Here is a 19,333-nt window from a genome sequence, read left to right on the forward strand (position 1 = left end):
AGGGCCAATATATGCTTTTGGAGCATATATTTTCCGCAAACGCGGAGTTCAGAGCATGAAAATCAACGATTCCGGACACACATTTTGTCGCTTAACCCGGGTCTGCCCATAACCTACAGCTGCAGAGCCTAGACGCGACCGTAGGGGGCGAAAACTGAGCCAGATAGCGCCGCAGACAATATGTGTTGCCTTGTAAAAGGAAATGAACAAGAAGAAGGCCGCCACACCATCAGTGGTGCAGCGGCCTTCTGGATGAGACTGGCTAGGAAACTATGTTCCTAGGGCAGAAGTGGGGCGTTCTTAGAACAGACCCTCAGCCTTCTTGCCGGTGTCCTTCAGGGTGTGTTCGCGGGAGTCAACGTTCTGGTCGTTGTGCTTGGAGTCATCACCCTTGATGCGGGAAGTCTGGGTTACCTCGATGTTGTTGATGAGGCGGCCTTCCTTGGTCTTGCCATCTCCGAAGTCCAGGTTGGCGATGCGGGCCTCTTCGCCAGCGTTAATCGGGTTAGCCAGGGTTACCTCGAAGGAGCGGGTGGAGGTCTTCTCGTTGAAGCCCAGGTCACGGATGTGAGCGCCGTTGGAGGAACGCGGGGTGATGAGGCGGTCAACGCCCTTCGGTCCCTTAGCGGTCTTCACGTCCACGCGGAACTGGGTAGCTGGGAACTCGCCGTAGTAACGCTCGGAGCCAACGTTCTTAGCGCGCAGGGCAACGGTGCCTGCGAAGCCAGCGTGCTTAGCGCCGGAAACGGTCAGGTAAGGCTCGAGGTCGAGCTTGTGCTTGGAGTCCTTCTTGTCCTCCTTGGCGTCAACCTCTTCCTGCTTCTTCTTGTCAGCAGCCTCTTCGTTCTTGCCCTCTGCTTCAGAGACCTTCTCGGTTGCTTCCTTGGCGTTGCCCTCGGACTCCTTGACTACCTCTGCGTCAGCCTCGAGGTTCTTGTCCTCTTCAACGACCTTCGGGTCATTGACGTCGGTGGTGTTCTGAGCGTCCTTGTTGGGAGCGTAGGAGTCAGACAGCTTGTCGTACAGCTTGACGCGAACCTCGTTCTTTACCGGCTGCATTGCGTTCCAGGCAGTCGGGGTGGACCAGGTGCCGTTTGGCTTGCAGTACTGCTGGGTACCAGTCATGTTCAGCACGCGGAAGCCGTAGGTGGCTTCACCGGTGTGGTTTGGCGGAACGTCGTAAGGTCCGATGGACTGGCCAGCATCCCAAGACAGGGAGTAGGAAGCGCTAGCACCAATCTTGGTAGCGATCTCGTGAGAGATGCCGAAGGAGCCTTCAGCGCCCTTCTTGGAGCCCTTGCCGCCCAGGTTCATGGACGTGGTCTCGGTGCGGTCACCGTTGACAGAAAGGGAGATGGACTGAGACTTGGACAGATCCTGCTGCAGCGGGATGTCCTTCTTGGTCTGGTTGGTGGTGGAGATGGTGCCGGCCGGCAGGAAGCGGTCGGAGACCTTGTAGACCACGGTGCGGTGGTCCTCCCACGGGTTACATACCGGGCGAGGGTTCAGGATATTCGCCTTCATGTGGTCGGAACCGTGGGTGGTGTGGATGATTGGCAGGTCCGGGTTCAGGGCCGGGGTCTCCGGGTAGGACTCAGTCTGGGTAGCTGCGCCAGCCAGCGGTGCCGCGAATGCGGTGCCGGCGACGATGAGGCCGGCGGTCAGGCCGGTCATGCGACGACGAATCGACATATAGAACTTCTCCTAGGTAGGTAGAAAATGAATGAACTTATGAATGAAATCCAGCAACTCTCGATGTTGCGCTAAGAAAACGCTAAAACAGGCTCAGAATTAATTCATCTCTTAGATGTCTATATATTTGCCACGCCGGTGGGTGGGTATTTTTATATAGGCCAAGCTGTTTATTGGTGTTTGCTCCCGCTAAGCGGCTGATAGTGCGTGAAAAAATATTGATGAATGATTGTCTATACAATAGAGAATCGACACGGAGGGGTTCGGCCCCTATCTGGGGGTGTTTGGGTGGCCTCTGGGAGGGGTTTAGGGACCTGACGAAAAGTTGTGGACACGTCACAATATGCGTCGTACGCTGCATTTAAGCGGGTAGGGAAGGGTTATAAAATGCTTTGTCATGAATGTTACGTGACGTAAGTTATAGGTGTTTACATGGCAGAGGTTGGCCCGTTTCGCAGCTAGAACCTGCCGGGGCTTTCCGCTGAGGGGGTAGGGTCCGAGGCTAGAATAGGGCCGATTCGACAATCAGCATGAGGGCCGCAGCGATGGCCACGGTGATGACGATACGGTTGAGAAGATGCCTATCTATAAATCGGTTGAGGTAGTTGGCGGCAATGAGCCCAATGACGACTAAGGGGAAATAGGCCGCCGCGGTGGTGACCTGGGTGCCGCTGATCTGCCCATTAAACGTCAGAATTATAAGAGAAATTAAGGTTCCGAGGACAAAGGTGCCCGCTAAGGTGCCGCGTGTGCGGTTGGGGGCAAAGCGCTTCATGATCAGCGCCATGGGCGGGCCGCCGATGGAGGTCGAGGTGCCCAGGATGCCGGAGACTACGCCAGCGATGAGCGTATTGACGGTGGTGGGGCGAGGGCTCCATCCCAAGCTGGATAGCGTCATAGCAAAAAGTACGGCACAACCGATAAAGATGGACAGCCCATCAGGAGAGAGGCTGGCAATTGCCCAAGCGCCCACTAGGGAACCGGGAATGCGGGCGAGGGAAGAGATGCCGACGACGCGCCAGGACGTCTCGCGGTAGGTGCGCGCGAGCGTATAACTGGAAATGCACAGCGCGAGCAGCAGAATGAGCGTGGGCACGAGCTCAGGACGAATGAGCGCGATTATGGGCGTGGCAATGGTGCCTAAGCCAAAACCGATGGTGCCTTGAGTAATGGTGCCAGCGAGGATGAGGACGCCGATGAAGATAGAGGACCATGCGTCTACAGAGATTCCCAGAAACATAACGAGGGCTAAGTGTATCTGGGCCCAGTCTGCATTCTGAAACTATTAGAGGCGGGCGGTGGCCTTTTCATTGGCGGCGATTTCCTCCAAGCGTTCGGCCGGGCACATGCCGGCAACGATGACCGCGGAACCGCCAGCGGCTAGGGGCTCGAGCACGGCACGGGAGAAAGACTCATTATCGGACCAGCCGGTAGAAAGCAGGCGCTCGGCGGTAGCGGGGGCATCGACAAGCCGGGGCAGTGGTTGGGTTTCGCCGAAGTACTGATCGCCGTAGAAGCGCACGGTGGGTCCAAAATCGATGGCACCGGTGGGCAGCTCCCCGCCGGACTCGACGACGCCGCGGCCAAAGGGGTCCTCGCTAATGAGCACGATGTCGGCTTGGGGCTGGCGCTCGTGGGCGGCCGCGTAGCGGGAGGGGGAGGTAAAGACGACGTCGGCAAGCGGGGCAGATTCGCCAAAGGTATAGGAAGGGCCAGACGCAAGGGCACCCAAGGCTACAACGGCCGCCTGCCACGAGGAAGGAAGATCGATAGCGATGGTGGAATCCGCCTCTAGGTCGAGCTCTTCTTCCAACATATTGGCAATCTTGGCCACCCAATTGTCGAGCGTTTGCGCGGAAAAATCCATGCGCGCGCCGGTCGCCTCGTTGTATACGGTAAGCCGCGGGGAGGCAGCGTCGGCACGCAAAAGATGGGCGAGTAGTTCCATACCCGCCCATCGTAGGGAAGAAGTGCTAGTTCACGCAGCGCGGGCCGTCGCCACCAGCGTCAATCTCCGGGGAGACCTTAGCGGTACCGAAGTCATCGCCCGGGGTGCCTACCGGCTGGCTGGACTTATCCGCCTCCGGCTCCTGGTCGCTAGCTTCCTTATCGGAAGGTCCCTGGTAATCATCGGTAGCAACCACGATGAGGGTGTCATCGTCGAGCTGCGGATTCTCTGCCACCGGCAACCCACCCAGCTTCTTGGCCAGGGCCTTAGCATCCTCGCTCGTCGGATCGGCGGCGACGACCTGCGACTCGCTGTAGATGCCCGGCTGCGCGTTCGCGGAGCGCTCCACCGTGTAGCCCTTGCCTTCCAGCCAGGAGCCGATGCCTGATGCCAAGCCATCAATATTGCCGGCGTTGAGGACGTGAATATTGATATTCGGATCGACGTCTTTGTCCTTGTCCGCCTTTTCTTGCTTGTCCTTATCTTCGGCCTTGGACTCATCGGTGGCTTCATCGTGGGGCTTGGCCAGGTCATCCATGAAGCGGTGGACTTCGGCGGCATCGATCGTGACGATGGATTCGCCATAATCGCTCTGGCCGTCGATGGAGGTAACCGGGATGGTGGTGAATGTGACATTGCCGCCGGCAAGGCCGGCCAGCTGGGTAACAAAGCCCATGATGTCCCAGCCATCATCGATGACCACGGAACGCTCCACAGCCTTGGCAATCTTGGACAGCTTGGAAGGATTAGCCAGGGTGTCATTGTCCAGGATCTTATTGACCAGGGACGCCATGTAGGCCTGCTGGCGCACGATGCGGTCGAGGTCGCCGCGCGGGAGGTTATAGCGCTGGCGCACGAAGGCTAGCGCCTTGGCGCCGTCGAGGGTCTGCTTGCCCTTGCTGAACTTAGCGCCAGACATGTCATCATCAACATCATCGTTGAGGCAGACATCTACGCCATCGACGGCGTCGGTTAGCAGGGTAAAGCCCAACAGGCCTACCTCGGCGTAGTGATCGATGGACACACCAGTCAGAGTGCGCACCATGGCCAGAAGCCCTTCGCGGCCGGCTTCGACGCCCTGCTTTTCGATGTCCTTATCCGAGTGCGGCTTCTTTTTGCCCTTAGCCTCCGCCTCGGCATTTTCCTGCTCGAGCTCTTCCACTTTGGCGTTCTTATGGGAGGCGAAGACAGCATTCATCTTCATATTGCCGTAGTCCGGATCCTTGACATAGGTATCGCGCGGAATGGATACGGCGGTAGCGCGGGAACCGTCCTCCGGAACGCGGATGAGCATCATGGTGTCGGTATTTTCCTCACCATCGGCCACGCCGGCGTGCAGGTCCGCCAATTCCTTCTCAGAGAGGGGATCGCCTTTGGCGTCGGTACGCGAATCCTTGCCCACCAGCAAGATATCCACTGCGCCATCGAGCGAGTTACCCGACAAGCCCTGGCCGTCCAGGGACAAGTCCGTGGCCGAAGACATGCCATTATCCAGCCGGCCCACGGTGGCATAACCCACGCCAGATACCACCAGGATCAAGGCAGACAGGAGTGCCACGATCGCCTTGATGGCCGTGGAACCTTTTTGCTTTACCGCACTAGCGGCAGAGGGCGCCGGCTGGATGGTGCGCGCCTGGCGAGTGTTCTCAGAAGTCACAAGTGGAGGCTTTCTAGATTGGTGGGGATCTGGAGACAGTTTAGGGCAGAACGGGCAAAAATTAGTGATCCGTGTCCGATTTCGCGTGTTCGGGTAGTGTCCCTGCCCCGTGCGAGGAGCGCCAGTGACTAAGCTCGGGGCCATTGTGACTACACCAAATCAATCCCCGCTGGCCGTGATCACCGTGACCTATAGTCCCGGTGAATACCTCGGTAGTTTTTTGGACTCCCTGCCGGGCGCCTGCGCTCGCGGCACCAAGGTCGTGCTTGCGGATAATGGCTCCACCGACGGCGTGCCCGAGGCCGCTGCCCGCGAGCGTGCCGGGGCGGACTTTCTCGATACCGGCGGAAATATCGGCTACGGCGCTGGCATGAATGCGGGTGCCCGCTTCGCCCGCGAGCGCGGTGGCGTGGATGAGGAATTTTTCCTTATCTCTAATCCCGATGTCACCTTTACCCCGGGATCTATTGACCAGCTCATCGAGTGCGCTCGCCAGTGGCCGGATGCTGCGGCCGTGGGCCCGCGCATCGTGGAACCGGATGGCAGCAATTATCCCTCTGCCCGCGCCGTGCCCACCGTGGCTACCGGCATTGGGCACGCACTCTTTTCTTCGATCTGGCCCTCCAATCCATGGTCGCGCGCTTACCGCGATGAAGCCGATATGACCGCCCAGCGCCCGGCCGGATGGCTATCCGGTTCCTGCCTTCTTGTGCGCTGGGAGGCCTTCGAAACCATCGGCGGGTTTGATGAGCGTTATTTCATGTACCTCGAAGACGTGGATCTAGGAGATCGCTTCACGCGCGCCGGCTACCAGAACATCTTCTGCCCGGAGGCCGTCATCAGCCACGCTAAGGGGCATTCCACCCAAGCGCACGCCGGCGCGATGCTGCGCGCCCACCACAACTCCGCCTATCGCTTTCAGGCAGACCGCCATCCTGCATGGTGGCAGGCCCCACTGCGCGGCGCGTTGTGGTTGGGGCTGCGAGTCCGCGGACTTATTGCCTCGGCTTCGGCGCGTTCTTAAGGTCCAGTGCGCGTGCCGTTGACCTGGATTGCGCGCCATACGCTCTACACTGGCCCTCAGAAAATCACAGAATAAAACTGTCCGCATACATAAGGAAGACTATGACTGAAGCAGCCACCACCCACGGTGCCAGCACGGATGCAGTGATTCTCGTCGGCGGCCGCGGCACCCGCCTGCGCCCACTAACCATCGGTACGCCGAAGCCGATGCTGCCGACGGCAAACTACCCGTTCCTGCAGCACCTGCTCGCCCGCATCAAGGCCGCCGGCATTGAGCACGTCGTCATGTCTACCTCCTATAAGGCCGAGGTCTTTGAGGAGTACTTCGGTGATGGCTCCGATCTGGGCTTGGAGATCGAGTACGTGGTGGAAGAGACCGCGCTCGGCACCGGCGGCGGCATCCGTAACGTCTACGACAAACTGCGCAATGACACGGTCATGGTCTTCAATGGCGACGTGCTCTCCGGCATGGATCTGGAAGGGATCCTCACCACGCACCATGACAAGGACGCCGATGTCACTATGCACCTGCTCAACGTGGCTGACCCGCGTGCGTTTGGTTGCGTGCCGACCGACTCTAACGGCCGAGTCACCGCGTTTCTAGAAAAGACCGAGGATCCGCCAACCAACCAGATCAACGCCGGTTGCTATGTATTCAAGCGTTCCGTCATCGAGTCCATTCCGGCCAACCGCGTTGTTTCCGTGGAACGCGAAACCTTCCCAGGGCTCTTGGCTGAAGGCCGCTTGGTTGTCGGCCACGTAGACAACTCCTACTGGCGCGACATGGGTCGCCCAGATGACTTCACCCGCGGTTCCTCTGACCTGGTGCGCGGCATCGCGCCGTCCCCGCTGATTGAGGGCAAGACCGGCGAGTCCTTGGTGGATCCCTCCGCCGGTATCGCCGGTGGCGTGCTGCTGCTGTCCGGTACCGCCGTGGGCCGTGGCTCCGAGGTGGGCGCGGGTTCCCGCCTAGAGGGCACCGTTGTCTTCGACGGCGTACGCATTGAGCCAGGCGCCATCATCCACAACTCGATCATTGCCTCCGGCGCCCACATTGGCGCCAACGCGGTCATTGAGAACTGTGTCATTGGTGAAGGCGCCCACATCGGCGCACGCTGCGAGCTTCTCGACGGCATGCGTGTCTTCCCCGGCGTTTCCATCCCTGATGCCGGCGTGCGTTTTAGCTCCGATGCTTAACGCTTGTGCAGCGGTCTGGGCACTGCACTAGGTCCAGCTGACATAGGCCGAACTGAGGACAATGGAGCCTCGGTTCGGCCTCTCTTTTTATGGGGCCACCGAGCCCGCCTGTTCGCACCGGCCGACATGATGCGAACTCTGCACAGATCTGAAGTGCATGGATCCCTTCTTTGCGGGGTTGTGCGCGCGACACGCCGGGATTTTCTGAAAATTGTTGACAGAAAAACAGGGTACCACTACATGTAGTACCCCCTGCCTACACCCCCACGGGGGATCAGTTGTTACAGATGTGACGGATGGGGATCGTGTGCTGCGTTTTTGCCGGAAAGCGCGAAGAAGCCGCCAATTCGGGTTGACGATATTTAGTGATCCGGTGTGAAATTACATCAGTGAAAGAAACAGCGGCCGGCGCCGTTACTTCCACACCATCCCGGCGGGGCTACCCAAGGAGAATGTGGTGTACAGTCGGTCGCACTGATGAGAATTACCCAACCTCGGAGAAAGGAAAAGGCGTGGACAAAATGGCTAATAACAACGCCATTCTCCGTGGCGGTGCTGCTGCAGAGATGTCGCTCGATGAACTCTTCGGTGCCGTCGAGCAGGAGTGGCAGGACCAGGCGCTGTGCGCGCAGACCGACCCTGAAGCGTTCTTCCCTGAAAAGGGAGGCTCTACCCGTGAGGCCAAGCGCATCTGCCAGGCCTGCGCGGTGCGCGATGAATGCTTGGAGTACGCGCTGGAGCACGATGAGCGCTTCGGTATTTGGGGCGGGCTATCGGACCGTGAGCGCCGCCGCCTCAAACGTGAGATTGGATAATTAAGGTGTCCAGTAAGGCCCCCGGCTAGCACGCAATGTGCGGCCAGGGGCTTTTCTGCTGCGCCGCGAAATTTACCGGGGGCTACCAGCTATAGCGCGGGTCCACTTCTTCGGGGTCCAAGTTGAGGTAGTTGGCCACCAGCGCGGTAATAACGGTGCCCAGGAGCTCGGAGCGCTCGGGCGGGGTAGAAGCACGTTGCTCGATGGGCATGCGGAAAATGACCAAGCGTGCGCGGGTGGGCTGGCCCTCGGAATCTACGCCGGCGGGAACCACGCGGCCGAGGGGAACTGGACCATCGGCGATAATCTCATCCGGTAGCACGGTCATATCGGGCGAAAGCCGCATGCGCGGGATGGTGTCTACAGCCAAGTCGAGGCCCCGCAATTGTGGCGCGAAGGCGTTTTGGATGGGGGCATAGGCCTCCAATACGGCCATGTCGAAGTGCTCGCGCGCGCTGCGGTAGCGCGGGGTTTGCTGGGGAAGGAGAGGTCCGCGCATGCCGTGGCCGTGGCGGTCGCGGGCGGGGCGGATATGCGGGCGAGCGGCGGTCATGACCCTGATTCTAAGGCGCTGGCGGGCTGGATTTAGCGGAGCCACGCCGGGGCGAAGACTATCTAAATCTCAACTAAGGGTTTAGACTTATGCGCTGTGACTATTTCTCGCCATTGCTCCCGCCCAGGCTGCGGCCGCCCCGCCGTGGCGACATTGACCTACGCTTACGCGGACCAGACGGCCGTCGTTGGACCGCTGGCAGAAGAGGAAAACCCACACAGCTGGGATCTGTGCGCCACCCACCGCGACCGCATCTCAGCCCCGGTGGGTTGGGAGCTGGTGCGTGTGGACCGCATCGAGCTGGATGAGGAAGATGACCTGATGGCCCTGGCAGAGGCAGTCAAGGAAGACGGCCGCGTGACCACCGGCTTGGTCGATGACCGCAGCGCCGGCTCCGGTGCAGACCCTATCGACTATTCCGCGACCTTTGATGGAGCGGACCCTGCCAATTCGAATCACCCGGTCTTTCGCACCCGCCGCGTGGCTTATGCCAAAAAGGCGCGCCGCGCGCACCTTTCGGTCGTGCCCGATGAAACGACGCCCGCGGAACCGGAACAGGACTGACACGGACCCTGTGGTGCGGTAGTTTCCTAGCGGGCGGGAGTACTATTGCAGGTTATGCGAACTCGTGAGCATCTTGATGCAGTAATTAAGGCCTATGACGTCCGTGGCGTGGTGGGCGAAGATATCGATGAGAACTTCGTGCGCGATACGGGCGCCGCGTTTGCCGCCATCCTGCGGGAAGAAGGCGAAAATACCGTAGCAGTCGGCCACGATATGCGCCCGTCCTCGCCGTCTCTGGCGCGCGCTTTTGCTGAGGGTGTGACCTCGCAGGGCCTCAACGTGACCCTGCTGGGACTAACCTCTACCGACGAGCTCTACTACGCCGCCGGTTCCTTGAAGTGTGCGGGTGCTATGTTTACCGCCTCTCATAACCCGGCCAAGTACAACGGCATTAAGCTCTGCCGCGCCGGCGCGGTACCGGTGGGCCAGGAGACCGGCTTGGAGCAGATTAAGCAGATGCTTATCGACGGCACCCCGGAGTTCACCGGCACCGAGGGCGCAATTGCCGAGCAGGAGATTCTTGCCGGTTACGCCGACTTCCTGCGCAAGCTGGTGCCGCTGGAGGAGTCCAAGCCGCTTGTCGTAGCTGTCGATGCCGCCAACGGCATGGGTGGCCACACCGTGCCGGCCGTCTTCAAGGGCTTGCCTTTCGACGTCCGCGATTTGTACTTCGAGCTCGATGGCACTTTCCCGAACCACGAGGCGAACCCGTTGGATCCAAAGAACCTCGTAGACCTGCAGAAGTTCACCGTGGATCAGAAGGCCGATATTGGCTTGGCCTTCGACGGTGATGCGGACCGCTGCTTCGTGGTGGATGAAAAGGGCCAGCCGGTTTCTCCGTCTGCCATCTGTGCACTGGTGGCGGAGCGCTACCTAGAGAAGTTCCCCGGCGCTACCATTATCCACAACCTGATTACCTCCAAGACCGTGCCGGAGCTCATTAAGGAAAAGGGCGGCACCCCGGTGCGCACCCGCGTGGGCCACTCCTTCATCAAGGCGCAGATGGCCGAGCATCAGGCCGCCTTCGGTGGCGAGCACTCCGCGCACTACTACTTCCAGGAGTTCTGGAACGCCGATTCCGGCATGCTTGCGGCGATGCACGTGCTGGCCGCTCTGGGCCAGTCCGATAAGCCGCTGAGCGAGCTCATGGCGGAATACTCCCGCTACGAGGCCTCCGGCGAGATCAACTCCACCGTGGAGGACCAGAAGGCCGCTACCCAGGCAGTACTGGATGAGCTGGCGGATAAGATTGAGTCCGTCGATGAGCTCGATGGAGTGACCGTCGAGCTCAAGGAAACCGAGGCATGGTTCAACGTGCGCGCGTCCAATACGGAGCCGCTGCTGCGCCTCAATGTAGAGGCAAAGACCGCCGACGAGGTGCAGTCCATCGTCGACGAGGTCCTTGCCATCATTCGCCGCTAAACTTCGGCGCGCGAGTGGGAGACCATGTCCTCCCACTCCACAAACTTCTTACGCTCGCGGCCCTCGCGCTCGCCTAGGGCGCGCTCGGCCGCGTCCAAGCGCTGCCAATCCTGCCACGTCAGATAATCGATACCGCGCTCGGCAAAGACTTCGGTGATATCCGCAGCGCTGGAGGGGGAGGGGAGGGCGCCAGAGGCGGCGTCGGCAAGCAGCATGCCAATCGTTTCCGTGGCATCGGACTTGGTATTGCCAATCAAACCCACCGGGCCACGCTTAATCCACCCGGTGGTGTAGAGGCTAGGCACTACCGCGCCGGACTCATCAATGACATGGCCACCGTCATTATTGATGACGTTCTTCTCTTGGTTAAAGGGCACGCCATCGACCGCATCGGAGCGGTAGCCGGTGGCGAAGTAGACTGCCTGCACCGGCCATTCGGTGAATTTGCCGGTGCCGTGCACGCTGCCATCGCCGTTGAGCGCGGTGCGCTCGGTCTTGATGCCGCTGACCTTGCCGTCCTCGCCCAAGATCTCTACCGGCTGCTCAAAGAGGTGGATCTGCAGGGTGTGTGGCGCCTCCTTGGGATCGCGGATGGCATACTGCTCGAGCACCTGGCACACCAAGTCGGTGGACTTGCTCTCCTGGCGCGCGGCCAGCGAGGCTTCGTCATAGTCGATGTCCTCGGGGGAGACCACAACATTAATGGACTCAGAATGGTCCAGCTCCTTGAGCTCCTGCGGAGTGAACTTGGCCTGCGCCGGGCCGCGGCGGCCGAAGACGCGCACGGTCTCTGCTTGGTTCTTGGCCAGGGACTCGTAGACATTATCGGGGATCTCGGTGACCTTGAGCTCATCGCCGGTCTTGGCCAAGATGCGGGAGACGTCCAGTCCCACATTGCCCACGCCAATGACTGCCACCTCCTTGGCGGAGAGATCCCAGTCGCGCTCGAAGCGCGGGTTGCCATCGTAGAAGCCCACGAACTCACCGGCGCCATGCACGCCGTCCAAGTCCGCGCCAGGGATATCGCGGTGGCGGTCGCCCACGGCGCCGGTGGCAAAGACCACGGCATCGTAATGCTGCTGCAGCTCGTCCACGGTGATGTCACGGCCGATGTGCACGTTGGTCAACAGGCGAATCTGCTCGGTATCGAGCACGCGGTGCAGGGACTTGATAATGCCCTTAATGCGCGGATGGTCCGGCGCCACGCCATAGCGGATGAGGCCGAAGGGCGCGGGCATCTGCTCGATGAGGTCAATCTGTACCTCGCCCCCGGTCTTTTTCACCAGGATATCGGAGGCATAGATGCCGGCCGGACCTGCGCCGATGACGGCTACCTTCAAGGGCTGATTCATGCTGCGTGAATGCCTTTCTCTTAATCGCGGGGTCTAGACCGCTAGGTTCATTTTTGTGGCTTATCTTTCTGGCAATTGAACCGTTTAGTCTAGGTTGCGGCAAGGAGTTGAATTAGATTCTAAAAATAGTCTCCCTTTTGGCCAGTTCAGGGCGATTTTTACTTGAAAATAAAAAAGACCGCTTTGTCTACCCAATTTAGACGGGTAGGTTGTCTTTCAATACTTTGGAAAGGCAGGTTGAGATCTACACCATGACCACCGCGACTAGTATCAAGCGCACGCCCCGCGCCAAGAAGCCCGAAGGCCAATGGAAGATTGACGGCACCGAGCCCCTCAATAACGATGAGGTAATTAAGCAGGAAGACGGTGGGCTTTCTGCCAAGCAGCGCGTCATCGATATCTATTCCAAGCAGGGATTTTCCTCTATCCCAGCTGATGACTTAGCCCCTCGCTTCAAGTGGTTGGGCCTTTATACTCAGCGCAACCAGAACTTGGGCGGCGAGATGACCTCCAAGCTGTCTAACGCGGAACTGCAAGACGAGTACTTCATGATGCGCGTGCGCTTCGACGGCGGCCGTGCCGATCCTGCCAAGCTGCGCGCCGTCGGTGAGATCTCGCGCGATTATGCCCGCTCCACGGCGGACTTTACTGACCGCCAGAATATCCAGCTGCACTGGATTCAAATCGAGGATGTGCCCACCATTTGGGACAAGCTCGAGTCGGTAGGTTTGAGCACGCTCATGGGCTGCGGCGACGTGCCGCGCGTCATTTTGGGCTCTCCGGTTGCCGGCGTGGCCGAGGACGAAATTATCGATGCCACCCCAGCCATCGAAGAAATCAAGAATAACTACCTGCCGCGCGAGGAATTCCATAACCTACCGCGCAAATTCAAGACCGCTATTTCCGGCAACGCTCGCCAAGACGTTACCCACGAGATTCAAGACGTTGCCTTCGTGGGCGTGAAACACCCAGAGTACGGTCCGGGATTCGATTGCTTCGTTGGCGGCGGCCTGTCCACCAACCCGATGCTCTCGCAGTCCCTCGGCGCGTGGGTTCCCTTAGAGCGCGTGCCAGAGGTCTGGGCCGGCGTGGTCGGTATCTTCCGTGACTACGGCTTCCGCCGCAATCGCAACCGTGCCCGCTTGAAGTTCTTGGTAGCCAAGTGGGGCATCGAAAATTTCCGCCAAGTGCTGGAGGAAGAATACCTGGATAAGCCACTGCTGGATGGCATCCCGCTGGAGGTCGAGCCCGGCTCCCGCGATCACTTGGGCGTGCACCGCCAGAAAGACGGCAAGTTCTACGTTGGCGTAAAGCCTACCGTGGGACACGCCACCGGCGAGCAGCTCATCGCCATTGCGGACGTGGCCGAGAAATTCGGCATCAGCCGCATTCGCACCACCCCGATGAAGGAATTGCTCTTCCTTGATGTGGAGGAAGAAGACATTCCGGCGCTCTCCCGCGCGCTCGATGAGACCGGCCTGTACTCCCAGCCGTCCGAATTCCGCCGCGGCGTCATCTCCTGCACCGGTCTGGAGTTCTGCAAGCTCGCGCACGTGACCACGAAGGCCCGCGCCATCGAGTTGGTCGACATCCTGGAAGACACCTTGGGCGATTTGGACGTGCCGATTTCCATCGCGCTCAACGGCTGCCCCAACGCCTGTGCGCGTTCGCAGGTATCGGACATCGGCCTGAAGGGCCAGATTGTTACCGATTCCGAGGGCAACCGCGTCGAGGGCTTCCAGGTCCACCTGGGCGGCGCCCTTGGCTTGTCCCCGGACTGGGGCCGCAAGCTGCGCGGCCACAAGGTCGTCGCCGATGAGGTGCCCGAGTACGTCATTCGCTTGGTCAATAAATACAAAGAACAGCGCGAGGAAGGCGAGCAATTCCGCCACTGGGTCTTGCGTGCCAAGGAGGAGGACTTGCAGTGAATTTTCGCCGCCAGCCCAACCCCAACCGCAACCATCCCAGCTTCTGCCCTTATTGCGCCGGCACCGACCTCTTCCCGGATGAGGAAGATGACTTTGCCTGGAAGTGCCAGGAATGCCTGCGGATTTTCTCCGTGCGCTTTCACGGCCAAGACGATGCCCCGGTAGCCCCCGCACCGGCTGTGTCATCCAATGAGGCCCTAAAGCGCTCGCTTACCCGCCGCGGACACTCCACGGCGCCGAAGGCTTAAGGATGTCTCCATGCCCGCACTTATTACCCTGTCCCACGGTTCGCGGCACCCAGGCGCCGCGGCCGGCATTGAGCGCCTGACCCAGGCCGCGGGTCTGCGCCCAGCCCGCGCGGCGCACCTGGAATTCAACGAGCCCGACCTCACCACGGCCGCGCTCGAGCTCGCCCAGCTAGGGGAGACCGAGGCCGTGGTAGTTCCGCTGCTTTTTACCCAGGGCTACCACCAGCGCGTGGACGTCCCGCGCGCGCTTGCCGACGCCTCCAAAACCTCCCACCTTTCCCTCCACCTCGCCGCAGGCCTCGGCACCGGCGAGGACCTCGCCCGCGTGCTCGCCTCCCGTACCCGGCCTGGCGATGCCCATGTGGTCATCTATTCCGTTGGTTCCTCCGATTCCACGGCGAATGATGCCATCCGTGAGCTCGCCCACCGCACCTTCGCGCTCACCGGCGTGCCCATCTCGGTGGAGTTCGCCACCCGCGGTGGCCGCGAAGGGATTGTGTCCCTGTGCCGCGAGTATAAAGACCCCGCCCGTGTACGCGTGATCCCGCTCTTCGTGACCGAAGGCCTGCTCCTGGACCGGTTGGCGGGCGTACCCGCGACCGTCGACCGTCCGCTAGGCACCGACCTCGCGGGCCTCGTCGCAGATCGCTTTCACCACGCCCGCGGCGTCGCACAGGAGGTGTTCGCGCCATGTTAGCCCTCATCCTCATCGCGCTCGCCGGTGCGGCCGCAAACCTCGTGGACGGTGGAATCGACATGGGCTTCGGCGTCACCTCTACCACGATGTTGTTGCTGGCGGGCCTCGGTCCCGCGCAGGCCTCGGCCGTCGTCCATACCGCCGAGCTAGGCACCACGGCCATCTCCGGATTGAGCCACGCGCGCTTCGGCAACGTGGACTGGAAAACCGTGGTCCGACTGGGCGTGCCGGGCGGGATCGCGGCCTTTTTGGGCGCTACGTTGCTGTCGAATATCTCCACCGCGGCGGCCGCGCCGGTGACCGCACTCATCTTGGTCGGCATCGGTGCCAACCTCATTTGGCGTTTCTCCCAACCGCGCCGCCGTGGCTCCGCCTATAAGCGCACCCACTCCACGTCGTTTCTCGCCGGCCTTGGCCTTGTGGGCGGATTCGTCGATTCCACCGGTGGCGGCGGCTGGGGTCCGGTGTCGACCTCAACACTCATGGCCATCGGCCGCGAGCAGCCGCGCCGCATTGTGGGTACGGTCAATGCCGCTGAGTTCCTAGTGACCTTTGGCGCTACCGCAGGCTTTATCGTCGGGCTCTGGCACGATATCGTCGCCAACTTAGCCGCAGTCATCGCCCTGCTCATCGGTGGCGCCATCACCGCGCCCATCGCCGCGTGGCTTATCTCCCGCATCAACCCCGTCTTGCTCGGCGGACTCGTCGGCACGGCCATCGTGGGCCTCAATATCAGCAAGGTCATTGGTGGCGCCAAGACGTACTTCGGCTGGGCAGTGCCTTCAGCAATCACCCCGGCGGTCGTCGCCGTCGTGGTCGCTGCTGGTGTGGCCGCCACCATCCGTGGCGCGCTGCGCACCAGGCGTGCACGTGCGGCGGAATTGGAAGCCGAAAACGCCGAGGAAGCCGCCCATGCTGATTTCCATGCGCCTGATTATCCGGAGCGCGTCGCCGCAGCCTGTCGCGACCACGGTTCGCGCCGGTCCGGCGTCGCCATCGTGCAGGACAAGGCGCCTGAAAGCCCCGCCGCGGACCGGACGTAGTGCTTTCACCGCGACCTTTGGCCACAATAAAGGGCGAATGGTGGCCCTGCCGAGGGAGAACACGGCCATAGGTTGGCCCCGGCCACCCAGGTCTCGAGAACCCGCTACCTGCTGCCTGCTACAGCCCGGCCACCTCGCCGATGACGTAGACCGCCGGCGCGGAGATCTCGTGCTCGGCCATCGTTTGCGCCAGAGTGCCCAAGGTGCAACGGTAGGCGCGCTCGGTAGACAGCGTGCCTTCTTGGATGACGGCGCAGGGAGTAGAGGGGGAGAGGGAGGCGTCGATTAGCGCACTGGCAATCGCCGGGGCATTTTTCACACCCATGATGACCGCGAGCGTGGCGCCAGAGCGGGCGAGCGCTGCCCAGTCCACCAAGGACTTCTCATGGCCGGGCGGCAGGTGGCCGGAAACCACAGTGAATCCGTGGACGATGCCGCGCTGAGTTACCGGGATGCCCACGGCCGCGGGAACGGAAATGGCGGAGGTCACGCCCGGAATGACTGTGGCGGGAATAGACGCTTCCGCTAGCGCTTGCACTTCTTCAAAACCGCGCCCAAAGACGAAGGAATCGCCCCCCTTAAGGCGGGCCACCTTGCGGCCAGCACGGGCGTGCTCGATAAGCAGCTCGTTGATCTTTTCCTGCGAGATTGACTTCTTATAGGGGAGCTTAGAGACGTCAATAAGCTCTTTGGAAGAAATATCACACAGCTTATCGAGCTGCGCCGTAGGTCCCAGGTGATCGGCAAGAATAACCTCTGCTTCCTGCAGGGCGCGCATGCCGCGCACGGTAATGAGGTCCCACGCGCCGGGGCCGCCGCCAATCAGGGTAACGGGATGGATCTGTGCGGAAGTCATAGGACTTCATCTTAGTGGGCACCCGACTATGCTTGGGCCACATGGATACCGGTAATTATGATGCCGAAACCGTGCGCTTTTTTGATGTGGCGCACGAAGGCGCCCAAATCCGCCTTGTGGCCGGAGAAGTGGAGCGCTGGGGCGAGGCGCTCAGTGGTCTCAATCCCCGCTCGCTGGTCATTATCCCCACCGATGCGATTGCCCGCCAAGCCGCCCACCTGGGAGTTGGCCTAGCCGAGCCACTGCGAATCCCGATTGTGGTGACCGAATCGCTCCCGCGCTACGTGGGGGCGCTGGACGTGGTCGTGGTCGTCGGCGAGCCCGGCGAGTGCGACTGGGCGTCGCGCGCCCTCATTACTGCCAGCCAGCGCGGGGCCACCACCGTGCTCATCGGGCCGGCCAAGGGCCCGCTGGTCGAGGACTGCCCGGAGGATACGCTCGTCGCCCCTTGCTTACCGACGGCCGAGGGTAGCTCGCCCGCGCGCAGCATTGCCGCCCTGCATGCGCTGTGCTGCCTGCTCTATCAGGGCCCGATCGCGGTGAAGGAAACCCTCGAGGACCTCGCTGCGGCCGTGGACCGCGAGCTTGCACAGCTTTCTCCCGAGCGCGATGCCACCACCAATCCGGGCCGCCAATTGCGCGAGTTTATTGACGGCGCCCGCATCATCCATTCCTGTGTGCTCGACCCGTACTCTTATTCTGAGCGTCGCGAGCACATGCAGCTCGATGCCCTCGTGGCCCGCATGGCCGCGACCATCTGGGCCGTACACGGCCTGCCGAGTGCTTATGTGGACCCAGCCGAATTGCGCCGCGCGCTCGACCGGGATTCTGATAGTTCCCCGGCCAATGATCTCTTTTATGACCCCTTCATTGATGGCGATGGTGCCGAGGGTGCTTTGGTACCCTTGAAGGTGGTTTTCTGGGGGCAGGAAGAGGCGAACCTGCCCAACTCGCTTGCAGTCCGCAGCATCGACCCGGATCCGGGCCTGGGGCACCTTGCCCGCTCACTGCAGCTTATTACGCGGAGTTTTGCCGCGACCGCCTACGAGATTTCTAAAGGATAGAAACACATGCAGCTGTTGCACAGTGCCACCCGCAACTATTCCTGGGGCTCGCGTACCCTTATCCCGCACCTGCAGGGCCAGCCCGATGCCGATAAGCCCGTCGCAGAGCTGTGGTTCGGCGCCCACCCCGGCGACCCTTCCACGGTGGATGGCCGCCTGCTCAATGAGGTCATTGCCGAGGATCCGGCAGGGCAGCTAGGTGGCCGCGTTTCTGCCGAGTACGGCGAGCGCCTGCCCTTCCTGCTCAAGGTGCTTGCGGCCGAGGAGCCGCTGTCCTTGCAGGCCCACCCGTCAAAGGCGCAGGCGGAAGAGGGCTTTGCCCGCGAAAACGCCGCCGGCATCGAGCTCACCGCGTCTAATCGCAATTACAAGGACGATAATCACAAGCCCGAGCTCATTGTCGCGCTCACGGATTTCTATGCCATGGCCGGCTTCCGCCCCTTGGCGCGCACCCGCGAGCTTTTTGCCGCCCTCGAGTGCCCGGAGCTGGACCACTACGTTGCCATGCTTGACGACGACCCCTCGGCAACCACCGAGTCCGCCAACCTGCGCGTCCTTTTCACCACATGGATTACCATTCCGTCTGCCAAGCGCAAGGAGCTCATTTCCGCCATTGTTGCCGCTGGCGAGCGCCTGATCGCCGCCGACCCAGCCGATTGGAAGTCCCGCGTCATGTCCACGGTGCTGGATCTCAACCAGCGCTACCCAGGCGATATCGGTGTGCTGGGCGCATTGCTACTCAACCACATCGAGCTCTCGCCCGGTGAGGCCGTCTACTTGGATGCCGGTCAGCTTCACGCCTATGTCTCGGGTCTCGGCGTGGAGATCATGGCGAACTCCGATAACGTGTTGCGCGGTGGCCTGACGCCTAAGTTCGTGGACGTTCCAGAATTGGTCAAGGTCTTGACGTACGCTGCTGCCGATGAGCCGCGTGTGCAGCAACAAGATAAGTCCGCCCAAGACAATGTCCACGATGCCGCCGCATGGTCCTACCCGGTACCCATCGAGGAATTCCTGCTGGATCGCGTGGAGCTTACCGGTTCGTCTTCTGTGGAGCTTGATTACGATGGCCCGACCATCGCCCTGTGTACCGCAGGTTCCGTAACCTTGACCGATGCTGCGGGCAAGACCCTCACCGTGACTCCAGGCCAGGCCGTCTGGCTGCCAGCCTCCGAGGGCCTCGTTACCGCTACTGCGGAATCCGACGCCGCCGACCTCTTCGTCGCCCGCGCCTAGTCCGCGTTTAGTCCACACAAGCACGCTTCGCCGCCGTC

Annotated in this window: 18 protein-coding genes; 11 read left to right on the top strand and 7 right to left on the bottom strand. The window is 61.2% G+C overall.

What is annotated here, in order from left to right:
* Nucleotides 1-300 precede the first annotated feature (300 nt).
* The 4 genes from BKN05_RS07545 to BKN05_RS07560 form a co-directional block, all read right to left on the bottom strand.
* Complete coding sequence (locus BKN05_RS07545; RefSeq protein WP_049378742.1) at nt 301-1,692, bottom strand: hypothetical protein; 1,392 nt, start codon at nt 1,690-1,692, stop codon at nt 301-303.
* A 502-nt stretch (nt 1,693-2,194) separates the two neighbouring features.
* The gene (locus BKN05_RS07550) at nt 2,195-2,932 is read right to left on the bottom strand and encodes a sulfite exporter TauE/SafE family protein (protein WP_198492649.1); all 738 of its coding nucleotides are present in this window, start codon (nt 2,930-2,932) and stop codon (nt 2,195-2,197) included.
* Nucleotides 2,933-2,977: 45 nt separating this feature from the next.
* The gene (locus BKN05_RS07555; protein ID WP_198492650.1) at nt 2,978-3,640 is read right to left on the bottom strand and encodes a TIGR03089 family protein; all 663 of its coding nucleotides are present in this window, start codon (nt 3,638-3,640) and stop codon (nt 2,978-2,980) included.
* Nucleotides 3,641-3,665: 25 nt separating this feature from the next.
* On the bottom strand, nt 3,666-5,297 hold the full coding sequence (locus BKN05_RS07560) for an LCP family protein (RefSeq protein WP_286688330.1): 1,632 nt from the start codon (nt 5,295-5,297) through the stop codon (nt 3,666-3,668).
* A 124-nt stretch (nt 5,298-5,421) separates the two neighbouring features.
* On the opposite strand from BKN05_RS07560, the gene BKN05_RS07565 reads away from it, so the two are divergent.
* From BKN05_RS07565 to BKN05_RS07575, 3 genes are all read left to right on the top strand, one after another.
* The gene (locus BKN05_RS07565; protein ID WP_286688331.1) at nt 5,422-6,321 is read left to right on the top strand and encodes a glycosyltransferase family 2 protein; all 900 of its coding nucleotides are present in this window, start codon (nt 5,422-5,424) and stop codon (nt 6,319-6,321) included.
* Between the two features lie 101 nt (nt 6,322-6,422).
* Nucleotides 6,423-7,517 carry a mannose-1-phosphate guanylyltransferase gene (manB, locus tag BKN05_RS07570; protein WP_179387501.1) on the top strand — a complete coding sequence of 365 codons (1,095 nt, stop codon included), beginning with the start codon at nt 6,423-6,425 and terminating at the stop codon, nt 7,515-7,517.
* Nucleotides 7,518-8,083: 566 nt separating this feature from the next.
* Complete coding sequence (locus tag BKN05_RS07575; protein ID WP_005528147.1) at nt 8,084-8,332, top strand: WhiB family transcriptional regulator; 249 nt, start codon at nt 8,084-8,086, stop codon at nt 8,330-8,332.
* An 82-nt stretch (nt 8,333-8,414) separates the two neighbouring features.
* Here the strand turns inward: BKN05_RS07575 and BKN05_RS07580 are convergent, their stop codons facing one another.
* The gene (locus BKN05_RS07580; RefSeq protein WP_286688332.1) at nt 8,415-8,885 is read right to left on the bottom strand and encodes a metallopeptidase family protein; all 471 of its coding nucleotides are present in this window, start codon (nt 8,883-8,885) and stop codon (nt 8,415-8,417) included.
* Nucleotides 8,886-8,981: 96 nt separating this feature from the next.
* Between BKN05_RS07580 and BKN05_RS07585 the strand changes: the two genes are divergently transcribed.
* Both BKN05_RS07585 and BKN05_RS07590 read left to right on the top strand, forming a co-directional pair.
* On the top strand, nt 8,982-9,449 hold the full coding sequence (locus BKN05_RS07585) for a DUF3499 domain-containing protein (protein ID WP_150850639.1): 468 nt from the start codon (nt 8,982-8,984) through the stop codon (nt 9,447-9,449).
* Between the two features lie 54 nt (nt 9,450-9,503).
* The gene (locus BKN05_RS07590) at nt 9,504-10,871 is read left to right on the top strand and encodes a phosphomannomutase/phosphoglucomutase (RefSeq protein WP_286688333.1); all 1,368 of its coding nucleotides are present in this window, start codon (nt 9,504-9,506) and stop codon (nt 10,869-10,871) included.
* On the opposite strand, the gene BKN05_RS07595 is transcribed toward BKN05_RS07590, so the two are convergent.
* Complete coding sequence (locus BKN05_RS07595; protein ID WP_286688334.1) at nt 10,868-12,223, bottom strand: FAD-dependent oxidoreductase; 1,356 nt, start codon at nt 12,221-12,223, stop codon at nt 10,868-10,870. The two genes, BKN05_RS07590 and BKN05_RS07595, sit on opposite strands and share 4 nt — an antisense overlap.
* 251 nt (nt 12,224-12,474) lie before the next feature.
* Between BKN05_RS07595 and BKN05_RS07600 the strand changes: the two genes are divergently transcribed.
* From BKN05_RS07600 to BKN05_RS07615, 4 genes are read left to right on the top strand one after another with little or no spacing between them, the layout of a single operon-like run.
* On the top strand, nt 12,475-14,151 hold the full coding sequence (locus tag BKN05_RS07600) for a nitrite/sulfite reductase (protein WP_286688335.1): 1,677 nt from the start codon (nt 12,475-12,477) through the stop codon (nt 14,149-14,151).
* Nucleotides 14,148-14,399 carry a hypothetical protein gene (locus tag BKN05_RS07605; protein ID WP_284811607.1) on the top strand — a complete coding sequence of 84 codons (252 nt, stop codon included), beginning with the start codon at nt 14,148-14,150 and terminating at the stop codon, nt 14,397-14,399. The genes BKN05_RS07600 and BKN05_RS07605 overlap by 4 nt, the downstream gene beginning before the upstream one ends.
* A 10-nt stretch (nt 14,400-14,409) precedes the next feature.
* Nucleotides 14,410-15,096, top strand: coding sequence for a sirohydrochlorin chelatase (locus tag BKN05_RS07610; RefSeq protein ID WP_286688336.1), 687 nt, complete (start codon nt 14,410-14,412; stop codon nt 15,094-15,096).
* A complete protein-coding gene (locus tag BKN05_RS07615; RefSeq protein WP_286688337.1) occupies nt 15,090-16,139 on the top strand; it encodes a sulfite exporter TauE/SafE family protein in 1,050 nt (349 codons plus the stop codon). Before BKN05_RS07610 ends, BKN05_RS07615 begins: the two co-directional genes overlap by 7 nt.
* A 118-nt stretch (nt 16,140-16,257) precedes the next feature.
* On the opposite strand, the gene cobA is transcribed toward BKN05_RS07615, so the two are convergent.
* Nucleotides 16,258-16,995: a uroporphyrinogen-III C-methyltransferase gene (gene cobA / locus BKN05_RS07620; RefSeq protein WP_198492659.1), complete on the bottom strand. Its 738-nt coding sequence runs from the start codon at nt 16,993-16,995 to the stop codon at nt 16,258-16,260.
* A gap of 41 nt (nt 16,996-17,036) precedes the next feature.
* Between cobA and BKN05_RS07625 the strand changes: the two genes are divergently transcribed.
* Both BKN05_RS07625 and manA read left to right on the top strand, forming a co-directional pair.
* Nucleotides 17,037-18,059, top strand: coding sequence for an exopolyphosphatase (locus BKN05_RS07625; protein ID WP_286688338.1), 1,023 nt, complete (start codon nt 17,037-17,039; stop codon nt 18,057-18,059).
* Between the two features lie 6 nt (nt 18,060-18,065).
* The gene (manA, locus tag BKN05_RS07630; RefSeq protein ID WP_286688339.1) at nt 18,066-19,295 is read left to right on the top strand and encodes a mannose-6-phosphate isomerase, class I; all 1,230 of its coding nucleotides are present in this window, start codon (nt 18,066-18,068) and stop codon (nt 19,293-19,295) included.
* The last annotated feature ends 38 nt before the right edge of the window (nt 19,296-19,333 follow it).

The sequence above is a fragment of the Corynebacterium sp. S5S1 genome (genome assembly GCF_001913985.1).
Taxonomy (GTDB): domain Bacteria; phylum Actinomycetota; class Actinomycetes; order Mycobacteriales; family Mycobacteriaceae; genus Corynebacterium; species Corynebacterium marquesiae.

What these genes read in the sequence shown, in the direction of transcription:
- BKN05_RS07545 (WP_049378742.1), bottom strand. Translation starts at nt 1,692, where the DNA reads ATGTCGATTCGTCGTCGCATGACCGGCCTGACCGCCGGCCTCATCGTC.
- BKN05_RS07550 (WP_198492649.1), bottom strand. Translation starts at nt 2,932, where the DNA reads ATGTTTCTGGGAATCTCTGTAGACGCATGGTCCTCTATCTTCATCGGC.
- BKN05_RS07555 (WP_198492650.1), bottom strand. Translation starts at nt 3,640, where the DNA reads ATGGAACTACTCGCCCATCTTTTGCGTGCCGACGCTGCCTCCCCGCGG.
- manB (WP_179387501.1), top strand. Translation starts at nt 6,423, where the DNA reads ATGACTGAAGCAGCCACCACCCACGGTGCCAGCACGGATGCAGTGATT.
- BKN05_RS07575 (WP_005528147.1), top strand. Translation starts at nt 8,084, where the DNA reads ATGTCGCTCGATGAACTCTTCGGTGCCGTCGAGCAGGAGTGGCAGGAC.
- BKN05_RS07580 (WP_286688332.1), bottom strand. Translation starts at nt 8,885, where the DNA reads ATGACCGCCGCTCGCCCGCATATCCGCCCCGCCCGCGACCGCCACGGC.
- BKN05_RS07590 (WP_286688333.1), top strand. Translation starts at nt 9,504, where the DNA reads ATGCGAACTCGTGAGCATCTTGATGCAGTAATTAAGGCCTATGACGTC.
- BKN05_RS07595 (WP_286688334.1), bottom strand. Translation starts at nt 12,223, where the DNA reads ATGAATCAGCCCTTGAAGGTAGCCGTCATCGGCGCAGGTCCGGCCGGC.
- BKN05_RS07600 (WP_286688335.1), top strand. Translation starts at nt 12,475, where the DNA reads ATGACCACCGCGACTAGTATCAAGCGCACGCCCCGCGCCAAGAAGCCC.
- BKN05_RS07610 (WP_286688336.1), top strand. Translation starts at nt 14,410, where the DNA reads ATGCCCGCACTTATTACCCTGTCCCACGGTTCGCGGCACCCAGGCGCC.
- BKN05_RS07615 (WP_286688337.1), top strand. Translation starts at nt 15,090, where the DNA reads ATGTTAGCCCTCATCCTCATCGCGCTCGCCGGTGCGGCCGCAAACCTC.
- cobA (WP_198492659.1), bottom strand. Translation starts at nt 16,995, where the DNA reads ATGACTTCCGCACAGATCCATCCCGTTACCCTGATTGGCGGCGGCCCC.
- BKN05_RS07625 (WP_286688338.1), top strand. Translation starts at nt 17,037, where the DNA reads ATGGATACCGGTAATTATGATGCCGAAACCGTGCGCTTTTTTGATGTG.
- manA (WP_286688339.1), top strand. Translation starts at nt 18,066, where the DNA reads ATGCAGCTGTTGCACAGTGCCACCCGCAACTATTCCTGGGGCTCGCGT.